The organism is Giesbergeria giesbergeri (assembly GCF_054779375.1).
Genome location: NZ_BAAGYJ010000002.1, coordinates 570,931 through 587,520, shown reverse-complemented (window position 1 = coordinate 587,520; position 16,590 = coordinate 570,931). Strand labels below are relative to the sequence as shown.

The 16,590-nt window shown below is 52.8% G+C and carries 14 protein-coding genes; 9 read left to right on the top strand and 5 right to left on the bottom strand.

All coding sequences use genetic code 11. From position 1 onward, the window contains the following. Positions 1-3: 3 nt before the first annotated feature. The 4 genes from ACYVB2_RS06870 to ACYVB2_RS06855 all read left to right on the top strand — a co-directional run bounded on the left by ACYVB2_RS06870 (position 4) and on the right by ACYVB2_RS06855 (position 5,709). Positions 4-1,035 (top strand): ABC transporter permease, encoded by a 1,032-nt coding sequence (locus ACYVB2_RS06870; protein WP_382430510.1) that lies wholly within the window; start codon positions 4-6, stop codon positions 1,033-1,035. A 38-nt stretch (positions 1,036-1,073) separates the two neighbouring features. Continuing rightward, positions 1,074-2,816 carry an ABC transporter ATP-binding protein gene (locus ACYVB2_RS06865; protein WP_382430189.1) on the top strand — a complete coding sequence of 581 codons (1,743 nt, stop codon included), beginning with the start codon at positions 1,074-1,076 and terminating at the stop codon, positions 2,814-2,816. Continuing rightward, positions 2,803-3,444, top strand: a complete 642-nt coding sequence (gene maiA, locus ACYVB2_RS06860; protein WP_382430191.1) for a maleylacetoacetate isomerase — start codon at positions 2,803-2,805, stop codon at positions 3,442-3,444. Before ACYVB2_RS06865 ends, maiA begins: the two co-directional genes overlap by 14 nt. Positions 3,445-3,570: 126 nt before the next feature. Next, positions 3,571-5,709, top strand: a complete 2,139-nt coding sequence (locus ACYVB2_RS06855) for a putative bifunctional diguanylate cyclase/phosphodiesterase (protein WP_382430193.1) — start codon at positions 3,571-3,573, stop codon at positions 5,707-5,709. A gap of 8 nt (positions 5,710-5,717) precedes the next feature. Here the strand turns inward: ACYVB2_RS06855 and ACYVB2_RS06850 are convergent, their stop codons facing one another. Beyond that, a complete protein-coding gene (locus ACYVB2_RS06850) occupies positions 5,718-6,269 on the bottom strand; it encodes an NUDIX hydrolase (RefSeq protein ID WP_382430195.1) in 552 nt (183 codons plus the stop codon). 10 nt (positions 6,270-6,279) lie between these two features. Continuing rightward, on the bottom strand, positions 6,280-6,975 hold the full coding sequence (locus ACYVB2_RS06845; protein ID WP_382430197.1) for a fumarylacetoacetate hydrolase family protein: 696 nt from the start codon (positions 6,973-6,975) through the stop codon (positions 6,280-6,282). A 77-nt stretch (positions 6,976-7,052) separates the two neighbouring features. Here ACYVB2_RS06845 and pgeF point away from each other — a divergent pair, with 77 nt between their 5' ends. Beyond that, positions 7,053-7,904 (top strand): peptidoglycan editing factor PgeF, encoded by an 852-nt coding sequence (pgeF, locus tag ACYVB2_RS06840; protein ID WP_382430199.1) that lies wholly within the window; start codon positions 7,053-7,055, stop codon positions 7,902-7,904. On the opposite strand, the gene ACYVB2_RS06835 is transcribed toward pgeF, so the two are convergent. Continuing rightward, complete coding sequence (locus ACYVB2_RS06835) at positions 7,815-8,132, bottom strand: hypothetical protein (RefSeq protein ID WP_382430201.1); 318 nt, start codon at positions 8,130-8,132, stop codon at positions 7,815-7,817. The two genes, pgeF and ACYVB2_RS06835, sit on opposite strands and share 90 nt — an antisense overlap. Positions 8,133-8,243: 111 nt before the next feature. Here ACYVB2_RS06835 and ACYVB2_RS06830 point away from each other — a divergent pair, with 111 nt between their 5' ends. The 4 genes from ACYVB2_RS06830 (at position 8,244) to phbB (ending at position 12,934) form a co-directional block, all read left to right on the top strand. Further along, positions 8,244-9,950, top strand: a complete 1,707-nt coding sequence (locus tag ACYVB2_RS06830; RefSeq protein WP_382430203.1) for a PHA/PHB synthase family protein — start codon at positions 8,244-8,246, stop codon at positions 9,948-9,950. 39 nt (positions 9,951-9,989) lie between these two features. Next, entirely contained in the window at positions 9,990-11,168 is a 1,179-nt protein-coding gene (locus ACYVB2_RS06825) for an acetyl-CoA C-acetyltransferase (protein ID WP_382430205.1), read from the top strand. A 135-nt stretch (positions 11,169-11,303) separates the two neighbouring features. Further along, entirely contained in the window at positions 11,304-12,086 is a 783-nt protein-coding gene (locus tag ACYVB2_RS06820) for an EAL domain-containing protein (RefSeq protein ID WP_382430207.1), read from the top strand. 110 nt (positions 12,087-12,196) lie between these two features. Beyond that, the gene (gene phbB, locus ACYVB2_RS06815; protein ID WP_460535828.1) at positions 12,197-12,934 is read left to right on the top strand and encodes an acetoacetyl-CoA reductase; all 738 of its coding nucleotides are present in this window, start codon (positions 12,197-12,199) and stop codon (positions 12,932-12,934) included. Positions 12,935-13,223: 289 nt separating this feature from the next. On the opposite strand, the gene ACYVB2_RS06810 is transcribed toward phbB, so the two are convergent. Together ACYVB2_RS06810 and ACYVB2_RS06805 are read right to left on the bottom strand one after the other, a co-directional pair. Next, a complete protein-coding gene (locus ACYVB2_RS06810) occupies positions 13,224-15,185 on the bottom strand; it encodes an ATP-binding cassette domain-containing protein (protein WP_382430211.1) in 1,962 nt (653 codons plus the stop codon). 17 nt (positions 15,186-15,202) lie between these two features. Continuing rightward, entirely contained in the window at positions 15,203-16,588 is a 1,386-nt protein-coding gene (locus ACYVB2_RS06805) for a DUF2142 domain-containing protein (RefSeq protein ID WP_382430213.1), read from the bottom strand. Positions 16,589-16,590: the final 2 nt, after the last annotated feature.

The window sequence follows — 16,590 nt, the reverse complement described above, 5'->3', positions numbered from 1 at the left end:
GAAGTGCATTCGGTGTCTTTGTCCCCATCGCGGCGGGCTTGGCGTCGTTTTCAGCGCCAGCGCCTGGGCTATTGGAGCCTGATCATTTTTTGCACGTTGGTGTTGATGAGCCTATGTGCTGAGATCATTAGCAATGATCGGCCTTTGCTTGTGCGTTACCAAGGCCAGACCTACTGGCCAATGCTGCAAGACTATCCAGAAACCACCTTTGGTGGTGATTTTGCTACGCCCACTGATTATTTAGATCCTTTCATCAAAGAACGCATTACCCAAGGTGATAACTGGGCCATTTATACCATCAATCCCTATGGCCCCAATACTCTGAATTATTTTGCTGAGAGCCCCAATCCTGCAGCGCCGTCAAACTTCAATTGGTTAGGCACTGATGACCGAGGGCGCGATTTATTGGCACAATTGCTCTACGGATTTCGTGTGAGTGTATTGTTTGCACTGGCTTTGACTTTGACGGGAGTCGTGTTAGGAGTCGTGGCAGGGGCGATTCAAGGGTTCTTTGGAGGAAAAACAGATTTGATTGCCCAGCGTTTGATTGAGATTTGGGGCTCCATGCCGGAATTGTATCTGCTGATTATTTTCAGTGCTGTGCTATCGCCCAGTGTGGGTTTGCTGTTGCTGTTGTTAAGTTTATTTGGTTGGATGGGGTTGTCGGATTATGTGCGAGCGGAGTTTTTGCGTAATCGACAGCTTGATTATGTGAAGGCGGCCAGGGCACTGGGGGTTAGTAACTGGCAAATTATCTGGCGGCACATTTTGCCTAATAGTTTGACGCCGGTGGTTACATTTTTGCCATTTCGCATGAGTGCGGCTATTTTGGCGCTGACCTCACTAGACTTTCTGGGTCTGGGGGTACCACCCGGCACCCCTTCGCTTGGAGAACTACTTAGCCAAGGCAAAAATAATATTGATGCTTGGTGGATTTCGTTGTCTACCTTTGCTGTGCTGGTGGTTACTTTGCTGTTGCTCACCTTCATGGGGGATGCTTTGCGCGATGCGCTAGATCCACGCAAAGCCGATTGAGCTTGTTGCATTGAATGTTACTTACATGATTTTTAGATATGAAAGAAAATAACATTCAAAACCAAGAAAAATTCCATCAGAAAAACGAGGCGTCAGCAGTCTTGTTAGACGTGCGTGATCTGTCGGTGCGATTTGACCAAAAAACGGTGGTTGATCGGGTCTGTTTTAGCATTGGTGCGGGAGAAAAGTTGGCACTGGTGGGCGAATCTGGATCTGGCAAAACCATCACCGCATTGAGCTTGCTGCAATTGGCCGGAGAGGCCACCATGAGTGGTCAAGCCTTGTTTCAGGGGCAAAACTTGCTCACGCTACCTGCACCTGCTATCCGTGCTGTGCGTGGAGGCCAAATTGCCATGGTGTTTCAAGAACCCATGACCGCGCTGAACCCGTTAATTCCTATCGGCCAACAAGTTGCCGAAGTATTGGAGTTGAAGCAGGCACTCAGCCGTGCGCAGGCTTGGCATGCTGCGGTAGAAATGTTGGCACATACTGGTATCCCAGAGCCAGATCGACGAGCCAATGCGTTTGCCCACCAACTCAGTGGCGGCCAGCGCCAGCGGGCCATGATTGCAATGGCTTTGGCCAGCAAGCCCTTGCTGTTGTTGGCTGACGAACCCACCACGGCGCTGGACGTCACATTGCGTGGTCAGATGCTTGATTTGCTGTCAGATTTACAGCGTCAAACCGGCATGGCCGTCCTCTTGATCACCCATGACTTGAATTTGGTGCGCCGATTTGCAGATCGGGTAGCAGTGATGGAACATGGCGTGTTGGTGGAGCAGGGGGAAGTAGCCTCGGTGTTTGCAGCACCTGAACACAGCTATACCCGTCGTTTGATGGCAAGTCAGCCCCGCCGTGATGTCGTGGAGGCCCACGCCACGACGACACACACACCACCTGTACTAAAAACCCAGAATTTGCGGGTCGCCTATTCTGTACCCTTGCCAGGGTTGCGAGGCTGGTTCCAAAGTGGCGAATTCATTGCAGTGCAGAGTGTGACCCAGCAATTGTTACCCGGCCAGACACTGGGCGTGGTCGGAGAGTCTGGTTCGGGCAAATCAACCTTGGCACAGGCTATCTTGGGTCTGTTACCGTACCAGGGGGCTCTGGAGTTAGCGGGCCAAACATGGCAATTGCCCGCCAACCACAATACCCCTGCCAACCAACGGCTGCGCCAACAGGTACAAGTGGTGTTTCAAGACCCGTTCTCCTCTTTGTCTCCTCGGTTGACGGTGGAGGAGATTGTCGGTGAGGGTTTGCGGGTACATGCCCCCACGCTGACCGCGGCACAGCGGCGCGCCCAAGTGCAGCAAATGCTGGCTGAAGTGGGGTTGGATGAATATCAGTTTCCTGGGCTATTGGCACGGTACCCACACGAGTTCTCTGGCGGCCAGCGCCAACGGCTGGCCATTGCTCGGGCGCTGATCGTGCAACCCCGCATTTTGGTGCTAGATGAACCTACCAGTGCCCTGGATGTCACTATCCAGCAACAAGTGCTCAGCCTGCTGCAACGCTTGCAGCGCGAAAAAGGCCTGAGTTATTTGCTCATCACGCATGACATAGCCGTGATCCGTGCCATGGCACACCAGATCATTGTGATGAAAGATGGTGCCGTGTTAGAAAGTGGCCCACTAGAGCAGGTACTGAACCGGCCCCAACACGCCTACACCCAGCAATTGATTGCAGCGGCAGAGGTGCTGGAAGTGCCACCCACCACCTCTGCCACACAGACAGACCTTATCTCTCCACACCTGAAAGCGTCACCACATGAAGCTCTATAACTTTTTTCGCAGTGGCACATCCCACCGTTTGCGTATTGCGCTGCAGCTCAAGGGACTGCAAGCACAATATATTCCGGTAGATCTGCGGGCGGAACAACATTTGCAAGATGAGTTCAAGGCCATTAATCCACAAATGCTGGTGCCAGCACTGGCTACTGAAGACGGTCAGGTGCTGATCCAATCGCCCGCCATCATCGAGTGGCTAGAAGAGACCCATCCTACCCCAGCTTTGTTGCCTACCAATGCCAACGAGCGTGCCCATGTGCGGGCTTTGGCCGCCATCGTAGGCTGCGATATCCACCCTATCAATAACCGCCGCATCCTAGAATACTTGCGCAAGCAGTTTGGGGCCAATGAAGACACCATTAATACTTGGTGTGGCACTTGGATCAGTGCGGGCTTTGATGCCTACGAGGCTTTGTTGGCACAAGATCAGCGCCGAGGCCGTTTCAGCTTTGGCCATACACCCACTATGGCGGATGTCTATCTGGTGCCCCAGGTAGAGAGCGCCCGCCGCTTCAAGGTCGACCTATCGCGCTGGCCGCTGATTGCCGCCATTGACAAAGCTTGTGCCGAGTTAGACGCCTTCCAACAGGCGGCGCCTGCCCGACAACCCGATGCGGGCTGAGGCATGGTGCCAAGCTACACGCAGTAGATTGTGGGCAAAGCAACAAGCAAGGCATGGAAATTGCATTTCAGATGAAAGAGTTCTCGGTCAGAATTCCTCCTTTTGAGAGTTCCATCTTCCATTTGTATGCGCCGCGCCAGCCTGCTGTCTACTGAAACCGTCAATCGCTCGCGTGTCTTGGATACGCTGGTCAACAATCTCGAAGGGATGGCCTATCGTTGTCTGAACGATGCACATTGGACGATGGTTTTTGTCAGCCGTGGCTGTGAAGCACTGACTGGCTACGCCCCTGTGCAGTTGCTTCGCAACCATGCGATCTCTTGGGAGCAGATTACCCATCCCGAAGATCGGGATCGGGTGCGCCAAGTGATTCAGCAGGCCGTAGAAGGGGGACAGCGTTTTTCTGCCCAGTACCGTATCACTACCCTGTCAGGAGAGCTGAGGCATGTTTCTGAGCGGGGCATTGGTGTCTTGGATGAACAAGGCGTTTTGGTGGTGGAAGGCTTCATTGAAGACATCACTGAGCGCCAAGCCACGCTGGATGCCCTCAAGCACGCCGAATTGCGCTATCGCCATATTTTTGAGCATGCCAGCGAAGGCATTTTCCAAACCACCCGCGATGGGCACTATCTGGCAGCCAACCCGGCACTGGCGCATATCTATGGTTACGATTCGCCCAATGCGTTGATGGCCGACCTCTCCGACATTGATCGGCGTTTGTATGTCAAGCCAGGGCGGTATGTCAAGCCAGGGCGTCGTGAGGTTTTTCACCGCCTGATGCAGGCGCAAGGGCAGGTACTGAACTTTGAGTCCGAAGTTTATCGGCGCGATGGCACCCGCATCTGGATTTCTGAAAACGCCCATGTGGTGCTCGGCCCCAAAGGCGAGTTCATCTGTTACGAAGGAACGGTGCAAGATATTTCCGAGCGCCGCCACTACCAAGAGCAACTTGAGCGCCAGGCCAACCACGATTTGCTCACCGGATTGCCCAACCGAGTGCTCCTCGGAGACCGCATTGATCAGGGCATTGCCCGTGCCACTCGCTTGGGTTACTACTTGGCACTGGTGTTTATTGATCTAGACAATTTCAAGTTTATCAACGACAGCCTAGGCCATGCGGCAGGTGACGAGCTGCTCAAAGAGGTGGCCGCTCGGTTGGCCAGTTGTCTGCGCAGCCCCGACACCGTGGCCCGACTGGGTGGGGACGAGTTTGTGCTCGTTATAAATGACCACTACCGTACCAACAGTGTGATTTCGTTGTTAGAGCGTATTTTGCAGGAGATAGGTCGCCCCATCATGCTGTCGGGGCGTGAGTTCCATGTGGGAGCCAGTTTGGGCGTCGCTATGTATCCCAATGATGGCGATGATGCACAAATCCTGCTCAAACATGCCGATGTGGCTATGTATGCTGCCAAAGACCGAGGCCGGAACAATTTCCAATTCTTCACCAGAGAACTCAATCGCGTTGCCGATGAGCGCCTGAATTTAGAAGCGGCCATGCGTGCTGCACTGGAGAGTCAGAGCTTTGTTGTCCACTACCAACCCAAAGTAGATCATCGGCGGCGTATTGTGGGAGTGGAAGCCTTGGCCCGTTGGGTTCATCCGCAATTGGGTGCGGTAGCACCAGACCGTTTTATTCCAGTGGCGGAAGAGACGGGCCTGATCCTGCCACTGACACGAATCATTTTGCGTCAGGCTTTTGCCGCTGCTCGGCGTTGGAATCTTCAACGCGAGAAACCTTTGTGCATTGCGGTCAATCTGTCGCCTCAATTGTTCTTGAGTGACGATATCGTCGCTCAGGTGGCTGGTTTGCTGCGTGAGGCAGATTTACCGCCCTGTCAGGTAGAGCTGGAAATCACAGAATCGGTCTTTATGGGAGACAGTGAGCGGGCCGTGGCAGTGCTCAGTGATTTCAAGGCGCTGGGGGTAAGTTTGGCAATGGATGACTTTGGCACAGGCTACTCTTCCTTGAGTTATCTGCGCCGTTTTCCTTTGGACATTATCAAGATTGATCGCTCGCTCGTGACGGGCATTGAACACGAGGAAGAAGTGGCGATGATTGCCCGTGCTGCCATTTCTTTGGGCAAGAGCCTGCGCAAAACAGTGGTGGCTGAAGGGGTAGAGAACCAGGCACAGTTTGATTTTCTACGCTATCAGGGCTGCGACGAGTTTCAGGGCTACTTGCTCTCGCGCCCAGTGAACGAAGAAGATTTTGGGCGCTTGCTGGCGCAGGCGGGCGGCATCATACCGCCTGTGCCCATGTAGCCTAGCGGTTATTCGATGTCAATGCAGTGGATGCCAAACTGACCACCACCACGGCGGTCGGCAAAATAACGCAGCAGGGTTTCGCGCACAGTGCGAAACGACAACTCGTCCCAAGGGATTTCTTCCTCAGTAAACAGACGTGCTTCCATGGTTTCTTCACCTGGGGCAAAGGCATCGCTGAGCAGCGTGGCATGGTAGAACAAATGGACTTGACCCACGCGACGCACATTGAGCAGACTGAACAGGGTGCCAATCTCAAACTCGGCGCCAGCCTCTTCTTGGGTTTCGCGGGCGGCCCCTTGGGCCGTAGTTTCATCAAGTTCCATAAAGCCTGCGGGCAATGTCCATTTGCCTTTGCGTGGCTCAATATTGCGCTTGCACAACAGCACGCGGTCTCCTAGCACCGGCACTGTGCCCACCACATTGAGCGGGTTTTCGTAATGTACGGTTTGACAGGTGGTGCAGATGGCCCGTTCTCGGGTGTCACCATCGTCTGGGAGGCGGTAGATCACGGGGGCGCCGCATTGACGGCAGTGCCGAATTGGAGGATGAAAGCTCATAGCGTCAGACTCAAACCACATGCAGGCGCAGTGTGCCCAGCCCATCAATGCCCCCTTCGAGCGTATCACCGCGCACCACCGCACCCACTCCTTCAGGGGTGCCGGTATAAATCAGATCGCCGGGTTGCAACTCCCATGCCGCAGAGAGATGTTCAATGGTTTCGGCAATATTCCAAATCAAACGCGAAACTTGGCTGCGCTGGCGGTCAGTGCCATTGACCTGCAACCAGATGGCTGCCCGCTCTATCTCACTGGCCTGATCCACAGGGGTGATGGGGCCAATGGGGGCGCTATGCTCAAACGCCTTGCCAATGCACCAAGGACGGCCTTGTTTTTTCATGTCGTTTTGCAGATCGCGGCGGGTCATGTCCAGTCCCACGGCATAACCAAAGATGTGCTTTGGTGCATCACTGGCGGCAATATGGCTGCCCCCTTTGCCAATAGCCACTACCAGTTCTATCTCGTGGTGCAGATTGCCCGTTAGGCTGGGATAGGGCAAATGGCCTGTACTGCCTGCGTCTACCACTACCAAAGCATCTGCGGGTTTCAGAAAAAAGAACGGTGGTTCACGGCCCGTAAAGCCCATCTCTTTGGCATGTTCCTCGTAATTGCGTCCGACACAGTAAATGCGATGTACCGGAAAACGATCATGGCTGCCCTGCACGGGCACACTGGTGACTGGGGCAGGAGGAAAGACATAGCTCATGGCAACAGAGATGGAGTGAAAGAGGGGGATGTGTTGGGTTGGTAGAGTGTGCCATGCTTGGTCGGTACACTGGCACTATGCCATCTTCTTCTGCTCTTTCTGCCTTTCATCCTGATTGGATATGCCCTGACTGGCCCGCACCTGCCCATGTGCAGGCACTGTGTACCAGCCGTGCTGGGGGGGTGAGTGCAGCACCTTACGATAGCCTGAACTTAGGCGATCATGTGGGGGATTTGCCAGAAGATGTGCACACCAATCGCAAGCGGTTGCAAACGGCATTGCAAGCCCATTTGCCAGCAGCGCAGGCGGTGTTCTTGCGCCAAGTGCATGGTACGCACACCGTTGATTTGGATGCCGGGCTATCCGATGGCATCTGTGCGGATGCCTGTGTGGCCACCATGCCCGCAAAAGTATGCACCATCATGGTGGCCGATTGCCTGCCGGTGCTATTGACCGATTTGCAAGGCCGTGCTGTAGCAGCAGCCCATGCAGGGTGGCGGGGGCTGGCCGATGGGGTGCTTGAATCAGTGTTTGATGCCTTTTGCACCCGTTTGCTGCATGAGACCACGCCTGCCAACCGATGGGCGCTGGCGCAATCCACCTTGGCTTGGTTGGGGCCGTGCATTGGGCCATTGGCCTTTGAAGTAGGGGAGGAGGTGCGAGCAGCCTTTTGTGCCCATGACAGCAGGGCCGCCTTGCATTTTCAGCCCCAGACAGACAGGCCAGGGAAGTATCTGGCTGATTTAGCCGCGTTGGCCCGCCAGCGTCTGCAAGCCTTGGGGATTCGGCAAATCAGTGGCAACGACAGCACCAGCACTTGGTGTACGGTGGGCAACCCATCAAGGTTCTTTTCTCATCGCCGTGATGCCATCGCCCTCGGCGGTAGCGGGCGCATGGCTGTGTGCGTTTGGCGCCACGGTGGTGTCTGATGCAGCAGCCCGTGCCGCAGCTTCCTGTGCCCGCTCGGCTATTTCTTTGGCATGGATGGCCCGGCGTCGCCCCGGTGTGCCTAGGATGTAAACCACAATCGACAAAGGCAGCAAACCATACAGCACAAAAGTGATGATGGCCCCCAATACCGAGCCCGTGCTACTGGTGGCTTCGGCCACGGCCATCATGACGGTGACATAAAGCCATGCGATAACTACAAGATACATCTGTGCTCCAAGACAGAAACAGTGAAAAGGGGCGTTACCATAACCATGTGGTCAGCAACAATCGGGGCGAAAGTCGCTGCGTGCGAGTGATCCGCAATTTCAGGAGAAAAAATGAGTTCTGAATCATCCTGGGGACAGAATACCCAGCAATTTCAGCAGATTTTCGGCGACAACCTGGCACAGGTGCTGCGATCCCTGCAGCAAATCGGTTCTGTAGGTACCCCTGGGCCAGCAGTACCCTTAAAAATCGCTCCAGAAAAACTCCAGCAACTGCAACAGCAGTACCTTGAAGAGGCACGGGCTTTGTGGAACCAGGGTTTGCAAGCCCCAACCGAGGCCGTAGGCCAAGATCGTCGCTTTAGTGGCGAAAGTTGGAAAGCCAACCCGATGGCGGCATTCTCAGCAGCCATGTACCTGCTCAATGCACGCACCCTGATGGAGCTGGCCGAAGCCGTAGAGGCCGATGAGAAAACCCACAACCGCGTGCGCTTTGCGGTGGAGCAATGGGTGGCCGCAATGGCCCCCAGCAACTACTTGGCCTTGAATGCAGAGGCACAACAAAAAGCCGTGGAAACCAAAGGGGAGAGTCTGACCAAAGGTATCCAGAACCTGCTCAACGATCTGCGCCAAGGCCATGTCTCCATGACAGATGAGAGCCAGTTCGAGGTGGGGCGCAATGTAGCCACCACAGAGGGTGCCGTGGTGTTTGAGAACGAGCTGTTCCAGCTCATCGAATACAAACCGCTCACCGCCCATGTGTACGAACGGCCTTTTTTGCTGGTGCCCCCGTGCATCAACAAGTTTTACATTCTAGATTTGCAGCCGGCCAATTCCTTGGTGCGCTACGCAGTAGAGCAGGGCCACCATACCTTCTTGGTCAGCTGGCGCAACCCCGATGCCGAACTGGCGCAAAAAACCTGGAATGATTACGTTGAAGACGGTGCTATTGAAGCGATCAGCACTGTGCAGCAAATCACAGGGGCAGAGCAAATCAACGCCTTGGGCTTTTGCGTAGGCGGCACTATTTTGAGCACCGCCTTGGCTGTGTTGGCCGCACGCGGGCGCGATCCAGTGGCCAGCCTGACCTTGCTGACCACCTTTTTGGATTTCAGTGACACGGGGATTCTGGACGTGTTCATTGACGAAAATTTCGTCAAATTCCGCGAAATGCAAATGGGCAAGGGCGGTCTGCTCAAAGGGCAGGAGTTGGCATCTACCTTCAGCTTTTTGCGTCCCAATGACTTGGTATGGAACTACGTTGTAGGCAATTACCTGAAAGGTGAAACCCCTCCGGCCTTTGATCTGCTCTACTGGAACAGTGACAGCACAAACTTGCCAGGGCCGTTCTTTGCGTGGTATCTGCGCAATACATACCTAGAGAACAACCTCAAAAAACCCGGCATGCTGACTGTGTGCGGAGAGAAGGTGGATTTGGGGGCAATTGATATCCCGGTGTACCTTTATGGCTCCCGTGAAGACCATATTGTGCCTATCGGGGCAGCTTATGCCAGCACGCAAATCCTCTCTGGCCCCAAACGCTTTGTCATGGGGGCATCTGGGCACATTGCTGGTGTGATCAACCCGCCAGCCAAGAAAAAACGCAGCTATTGGACGCGAGAAGACGATCAATTGCCCACCGCATTTGACGATTGGCTCCAAGGCGCACAAGAACATCCTGGCAGTTGGTGGACCGATTGGAGCACCTGGCTGCAAGGGCACGCGGGAGCGCAGATTGCAGCCCCCAAAGGCTACGGCAAGGGGTCTAAGTTCAAGGTCATTGAACCTGCCCCAGGCCGCTATGTAAAGCAAAAAGCCTGATCCTAGGCTCCTTTCCTCTCTGACAACAAGGACAAAACCATGGAAGACATCGTTATCGTTTCCGCTGCCCGTACTGCGGTGGGCAAGTTTGGTGGCTCGCTGGCCAAGGTGGCTGCTACCGAGTTGGGCAGCATCGTTATCAAGGAAGCTCTGGCCCGCGCCAAGGTTGTACCCGATCAGGTGGGTGAAGTCATCATGGGTCAGGTGCTGACCGCTGGTTTGGGTCAGAACCCTGCCCGTCAAGCACTGATGAAGGCGGGTGTTGCCAAGGAAACCCCAGCCCTGACCATCAATGCTGTATGTGGCTCTGGCTTGAAGTCGGTGATTTTGGCCGCCCAAGCCATTGCCCATGGTGACAGTGACATCATCGTCGCTGGTGGCCAAGAAAACATGAGCGCCAGCCCCCATGTGCTCAACGGCTCGCGCGATGGTCAGCGCATGGGCGACTGGAAGATGCAGGACTCGATGATTGTCGATGGCCTGTGGGACGTCTACAACCAGTACCACATGGGCATCACTGCTGAGAATGTGGCTAAGCAGTACGGTATCACCCGCGAAATGCAAGATGCCCTGGCCTTGGCCAGCCAGCAAAAAGCCGCCGCCGCACAAGATGCAGGCAAGTTCGCTGATGAAATCGTGGGCGTGAGCATTCCTCAGCGCAAAGGCGATCCCTTGGTCTTTAATGTGGATGAGTACCTGAACCGCAAGACCAGTGCCGAAGTGCTCGCTGGTTTGCGCCCTGCTTTCGACAAAGCAGGCACTGTGACCGCTGGCAATGCCTCCGGTATCAATGATGGTGCCTCTGCCGTGGTGGTGATGAGTGCCAAACGGGCTGCGGCATTGGGCCTGACACCCTTGGCACGCATTGCCGCATATGGCACCAGCGGGCTAGACCCGGCCATCATGGGTATGGGCCCAGTTTATGCCACCCGTAAGGCACTCGAGCGTGCGGGTTGGAGCGCCGCCGATGTGGACTTGTTCGAGTTGAATGAGGCTTTTGCTGCCCAAGCTGCTGCCGTGAACAAGGAACTGGGCATTGACCCAACCAAGGTCAATGTGAACGGTGGTGCTATCGCGATTGGCCATCCTATTGGCGCGTCCGGCAACCGCATCTTGGTGACGCTGTTGCACGAAATGCAGCGTAGCAATGCCAAGAAGGGTATTGCTTCGCTGTGTATTGGCGGTGGTATGGGCGTAGCCCTGGCACTAGAACGCTAATGCTGGCGCATGGGCCTGCTTAACAGGCCCATTCCATTGCCAAGCCGCGACCTGTTCGCGGCTTTTTTGTTCTGTTGCAATTTTTGCCCTCGAATCCCTGTAATGTCTGCCACAGGAGCGTACACTGGACTTTGTATGAATCAGACTGTCTTTGCACAACCGTTTGTGCCAGTGGGTTGCGCAGCTTGTCAGGACAAAAGCTTGCTGCCTTTCGATTTCACGATGGCCTTTCAACCCATCATGGATTTGGAGTTGGAGCGGCCTTTTGCGTATGAGGCACTGGTGCGTGGCATGAATGGAGAATCGGCGGCCACTGTGTTGTCGTGGGTCGATGACACCAATCGCTACCGTTTCGATCAAGCTTGTCGTGTCAAGGCCATCCAATTGGCGGCCAGTTTAGGTGTGGCCCGATTGCCTGATTGCCGCTTGAGTATCAACTTTTTACCCAATGCGGTTTATCGTGCAGAAACATGCATTCGTGCCACCATGCAGGCTGCTGCCGAGTTCAATTTTCCGCATGATCGCTTGATGTTCGAAGTCACTGAGGGGGAGCCACTGAGCAATGGTGCCCACCTGAAGTCTATTTTTGATGAGTACCGTCGTCAGGGGCTGATCACGGCCATCGATGATTTTGGTGCTGGGTATGCGGGTTTGAACATGTTGGTGCATTTTCAGCCCCATGTCTTAAAACTAGACATGGAACTGATTCGCAATATTGATCAAGACCCTGTGCGGCAAGCCATTGTGTGTGGCATTGCTGGGGTTTGTGCCCGCTTGCAGATTGATATGGTGGCCGAAGGCATAGAAACAGCCCAAGAATCGGAGTACCTTTGTTCTGTGGGGGTGCGTTACCAGCAGGGGTATTGGTTTGCCCGACCAGGGTGGGAAACCTTGCCGTTGGCCGCTATTCCTGTTTGAGGTGCAAAAAATATCCCATTACAGTGTTTTCCTTCACTGCACCGTCGTAAATATTCGGTAGAGTGGAGGCGAGACCCCTGTTCACTATTATTCACAAGGAGCATGAAAACATGAGTCAAAAAGTAGCATACGTCACTGGTGGCATGGGTGGCATCGGAACCGCGATCTGTCAGCGTCTGCACAAAGACGGTTTCAAAGTGATCGCAGGCTGCGGCCCTACCCGTGACCATGCCAAATGGCTGGCCGAGCAAAAAGAACTGGGTTTTACCTTTTACGCCTCGGTGGGCAATGTAGGTGACTGGGATTCCACAGTGGAAGCCTTTACCAAGGCCAAGGCTGAACATGGCAGCATTGATGTGTTGGTCAATAACGCTGGTATTACCCGTGACCGCATGTTCTTGAAGATGACCCGCGAAGACTGGGATGCGGTGATCGAAACCAACCTGAACAGCATGTTCAACGTCACCAAACAAGTGGTGGCTGACATGGTAGAAAAGGGCTGGGGCCGTATCATCAATATTTCGTCGGTCAACGGTGAAAAGGGCCAGTCTGGTCAGACCAACTACTCGGCAGCCAAAGCCGGTATGCATGGTTTCTCGATGGCCTTGGCCCAAGAAATGGCTACCAAGGGCGTGACCGTGAACACCGTCAGCCCCGGTTATATCGGCACGGACATGGTCAAGGCCATTCGTCCCGATGTGCTAGAAAAGATTGTGGCTACTGTGCCCGTCAAGCGTCTGGGTGAACCTAGCGAGATTGCCTCTATTATTGCTTGGCTGGCCTCGGAAGAAGGCGGCTACGCTACAGGTGCAGAGTTCTCGGTCAACGGTGGTTTGCACATGAGCTGATAGGCCTTAGGCACTTGGCTACAAAAAACCCCGCAACGCGGGGTTTTTTTATGGGCAGCTTTTGCAGGAGGCTCAACCACCCTGCCACACCAGATCCGTACTTCAGAGACGGCTGGGAGCACGCTTGCGATCGCGTTCGTCTTCAGGCCAAACGGTCAAAACAGTGAAGGAGGTCATGGTGTTTACTCTGCAAAAGTGTCTGTGATGCGTATTCAACGTTGTGGTTGTCTCGGGCGTTGACAACATCCATCAAAAAAATTGCCATTGAATACCACCTCTTTTCGTCTGTTCAGGCCTGTGCTTCCATCTGCTCAGACAATTCCAACCAGCGTTCTTCTAAACGCTCTATTTCATCGTTGCAGTTTTTAAGGCAGCGACCTGCTTCAGCAATGTCTGTGGGGGCCAGAGGCTGGCTAAGACGTGCTTCTAGCGCAGTGCGCTCGGTGCCTAACGCAGCCATGCGCTGCTCTACCTGTTCCAATTCACGTTTGAAAGGACGCAGCTTCTGGGCAAGTTGTTGTCGAGCCTGGGCTTCTTGTTTGCGTTGTTCGCGTGGATCGGTGGCTTTTTTATTGTCGGGATCTGTATTGGTGGTGGCAATGGTGGGAATGTGCTCTTGCTTCGCCAGTTCACGTTGGCGCTTGGCCTCATCCAAGAGATAACGCTGGTAATCGTCCAAGTCGCCATCGAACGGCCCTACCGCGCCTCGGCCGACCATCCAGAATTCATCACACACCGACCGTAACAAAGCCCGGTCATGGCTGACCAACATGACAGTGCCTTCAAATTCATTGAGTGCTATCGACAATGCCTCGCGTGTGGCCAAATCCAAATGATTGGTGGGCTCATCGAGCAGCAGCAAATTGGGACGTTGCCAAACAATCATTGCCAGCACCAATCGGGCTTTTTCACCGCCGCTCATGCTGCCTACGCTCTGCTTCACCATATCACCGGTGAAGTTGAAGGTGCCCAGAAAATTGCGCAGGTCTTGTTCGCGGCTGGATTCTTGGCTTTGGGCTCCTAGCTCCTTTGCCAGCCGGATCATGTGTTCTAGTGGATTCTCATGAGAGCGCAGCACATCCAGCTCTTGCTGGGCGAAGTAACCTATGGACAGACCTTTGCCCTCCGTCACCGTGCCTGTGAGAGGCCGCATGGTGCGAGCAATGGTTTTTACCAAGGTGGACTTACCCTGCCCGTTGGCCCCCAAGATACCGATACGTTGGCCTGCCAGCACACTGCGGTTGACATGGTGCAGGATGGTGGTTGCCAGTTCATCCTCGGTGCGATAGCCAAACGAGGCATCGGTGATGGCCAGCATGGGGTTGGGTAGATTGAGTGGCTCCTTAAATTCAAAGGTGAAGTCGGCTTCTGCCAGCACGGGCGCAATTTTTTCCATGCGTTCCAGTGCTTTTACTCGGCTTTGGGCCTGTTTGGCTTTGGTGGCTTTGGCCTTGAAACGGGTGATAAATTTTTGTAAATGCGCAATTTTTTCTTGTTGGCGAGAGTAGCTGGCCTGTTGCAACTCCAGTTGCTGGGCACGCAATTCTTCAAACTTGCTGTAATTGCCACCATAGCGTGTGAGTTGCGCACTGTCGATGTGCAGCGTGACATTGGTGACAGCATCCAAAAATTCGCGGTCATGGCTGATGACGATCATGGTGCCTTCATACCGCTTGAGCCACGCTTCTAGCCAGACCAAGGCATCTAGATCCAAGTGATTGGTTGGCTCATCCAGCAGTAGCAAATCGGAAGGGCACATCAGGGCTCGGGCCAGTTGCAGACGCATCCGCCAGCCCCCAGAAAAGCTATTGACGGGATGGTTTAATTCTGAAACCTTGAAGCCCAAACCCAAAATCAATGCTTGTGCGCGTGATACAGCATCATGGGCACCTGCATCGTGTAGATCGGTGTAGGCATGGGCAATTGCCATGCCATCACCCGATATTTCAGCCTCGGCCAGCTTGGATTGGGCTTCGGCCAGACGGGTATCGCCAGCAACGACAAAAGCGGTGGCCGATTCTTCTGTTTCTGGCATATTTTGTGCCACCTGGGCCATGCGCCAGTGTGGTGGAATACTAAAATCTCCTCCATCTTCGTGCAAAGAACCGTTGAGCAGTGCAAATAGGCTGGATTTTCCTGCACCATTACGGCCCACTAAACCGACATGCTCTCCGGGATTGATAGTAGCATGAACACCGTTTAGTAGAACTTTGGTACTGCGACGTAGAGTGACGTTTTTAAAGAGAATCATAAAGTTTTATGTTTTGATCAGAAAATAGACAATTGATAGTGTTGTATCAATGTGATTCCTGTAACATAGACTGAGTATAAGATGTAAATACCAAAGAGTTTTTTTGAAACATAATGGCTAAGAACTGACGATTTGTCAGTAGTTGGAATCCAAAGAGCACAGCAGGCAACGAAAATAGGCAATATAAAATAACGACCTTGAATACCTTGTATTGTATCTGCTGGATAACTTGTCCATGTGATCGCAAGTGCTGCAAATGTAATTATTATGGATGATAGAGATATAATAATCAAAAGAACTCTTGCCTTGAAGAATTCAAATCTTGTATTCTTTGATAAATACAAAGAAATGAAAAACAATGCTACCAACCCAAGGGTCAGAAATTTCAGGTGTTGGCTATCAATAGGGGCGTCAAGCCATCCCAGCTTCCCAATGAATGATTGGAAATAAAAGTTTTGAAGATCTTGATTGCTCAAGGTTCGATAAAGCAGATGAATAAATTCAATGGGTTGATTGATATAAATGCGTACTATTTCTATAGTTGAGTAGGATCTATTTATTCTCGTGTCAATTGTAGATGTGACAGCAAAAATAATCCACCCAAGACTGAAAATTGTATTTTCTATTGAAAGCAATAGGGTTTTCTTTGAATGATGGTGCCATGCCAAATAAAATTGTAATGCCAGCATGGGAAGCATGTGTATTCGCGTGGTCGATATGATAAAAATAGATATCGCCAAAATAACTTGTCGTTGGGATGATGGTTGTGCAGATTTTAATTCTGCCAAAAATATGCTGATAGCATACAAAGTAAGTCCCATCGTGAGGCCATCAATGGTTGGAGATATCCATTGAAATAATGCCATAGGCGTAAATAAAATACCTACGGCGATGGGTGGCAGTGTGAGTAATTGCGCTGATAAAATAATGAGTGTGATGCAGATGGTTGCAACTGTGATGCGCACTAAATCATAACTAGCCATCAATGACAACCCCATGTTTTTTCCTAGCCATAGAGCGGCAGCATGTGGTATATAAATAACAGGAAAATAGTATCCAGTTCCTGAAGCTGGTGAGAATAATTGCTGATCTGACCAATAAGTTTTTTGGCCCATTGAGCGTAAATCTTCAAATGAGTTTAAGTTTTGCAATTTCAATGGTTCTGCCAGTCGTGCTGGAGCTGGATTTTCCGGAAAATTAAGGTGCAGCGATTGTAAAATAAATAAAAATAAATTTTTATCTATTTCTCCTCCTGATCCGCCTGCTTCAATGGGTATATTTTTGGGCGCGGGTTCTAACAGAATTTTTCCATGTACCAACATGTCTGCACGCGCAATGTGAACATTTTCATCTGGAGACATAAATGGTGGCACGAGTCGCATCAACACCAAAGCTGGAATCATCA

Coding starts and splice junctions, on each gene's coding strand:
- ACYVB2_RS06845 (WP_382430197.1), bottom strand. CDS start 6,975: ATGAGCTATGTCTTTCCTCCTGCCCCAGTCACCAGTGTGCCCGTGCAG.
- ACYVB2_RS06850 (WP_382430195.1), bottom strand. CDS start 6,269: ATGAGCTTTCATCCTCCAATTCGGCACTGCCGTCAATGCGGCGCCCCC.
- ACYVB2_RS06830 (WP_382430203.1), top strand. CDS start 8,244: ATGAGTTCTGAATCATCCTGGGGACAGAATACCCAGCAATTTCAGCAG.
- ACYVB2_RS06820 (WP_382430207.1), top strand. CDS start 11,304: ATGAATCAGACTGTCTTTGCACAACCGTTTGTGCCAGTGGGTTGCGCA.
- ACYVB2_RS06805 (WP_382430213.1), bottom strand. CDS start 16,588: ATGATTCCAGCTTTGGTGTTGATGCGACTCGTGCCACCATTTATGTCT.
- ACYVB2_RS06810 (WP_382430211.1), bottom strand. CDS start 15,185: ATGATTCTCTTTAAAAACGTCACTCTACGTCGCAGTACCAAAGTTCTA.
- pgeF (WP_382430199.1), top strand. CDS start 7,053: ATGCCATCTTCTTCTGCTCTTTCTGCCTTTCATCCTGATTGGATATGC.
- ACYVB2_RS06825 (WP_382430205.1), top strand. CDS start 9,990: ATGGAAGACATCGTTATCGTTTCCGCTGCCCGTACTGCGGTGGGCAAG.
- ACYVB2_RS06835 (WP_382430201.1), bottom strand. CDS start 8,132: ATGTATCTTGTAGTTATCGCATGGCTTTATGTCACCGTCATGATGGCC.
- ACYVB2_RS06865 (WP_382430189.1), top strand. CDS start 1,074: ATGAAAGAAAATAACATTCAAAACCAAGAAAAATTCCATCAGAAAAAC.
- phbB (WP_460535828.1), top strand. CDS start 12,197: ATGAGTCAAAAAGTAGCATACGTCACTGGTGGCATGGGTGGCATCGGA.
- ACYVB2_RS06855 (WP_382430193.1), top strand. CDS start 3,571: ATGCGCCGCGCCAGCCTGCTGTCTACTGAAACCGTCAATCGCTCGCGT.
- maiA (WP_382430191.1), top strand. CDS start 2,803: ATGAAGCTCTATAACTTTTTTCGCAGTGGCACATCCCACCGTTTGCGT.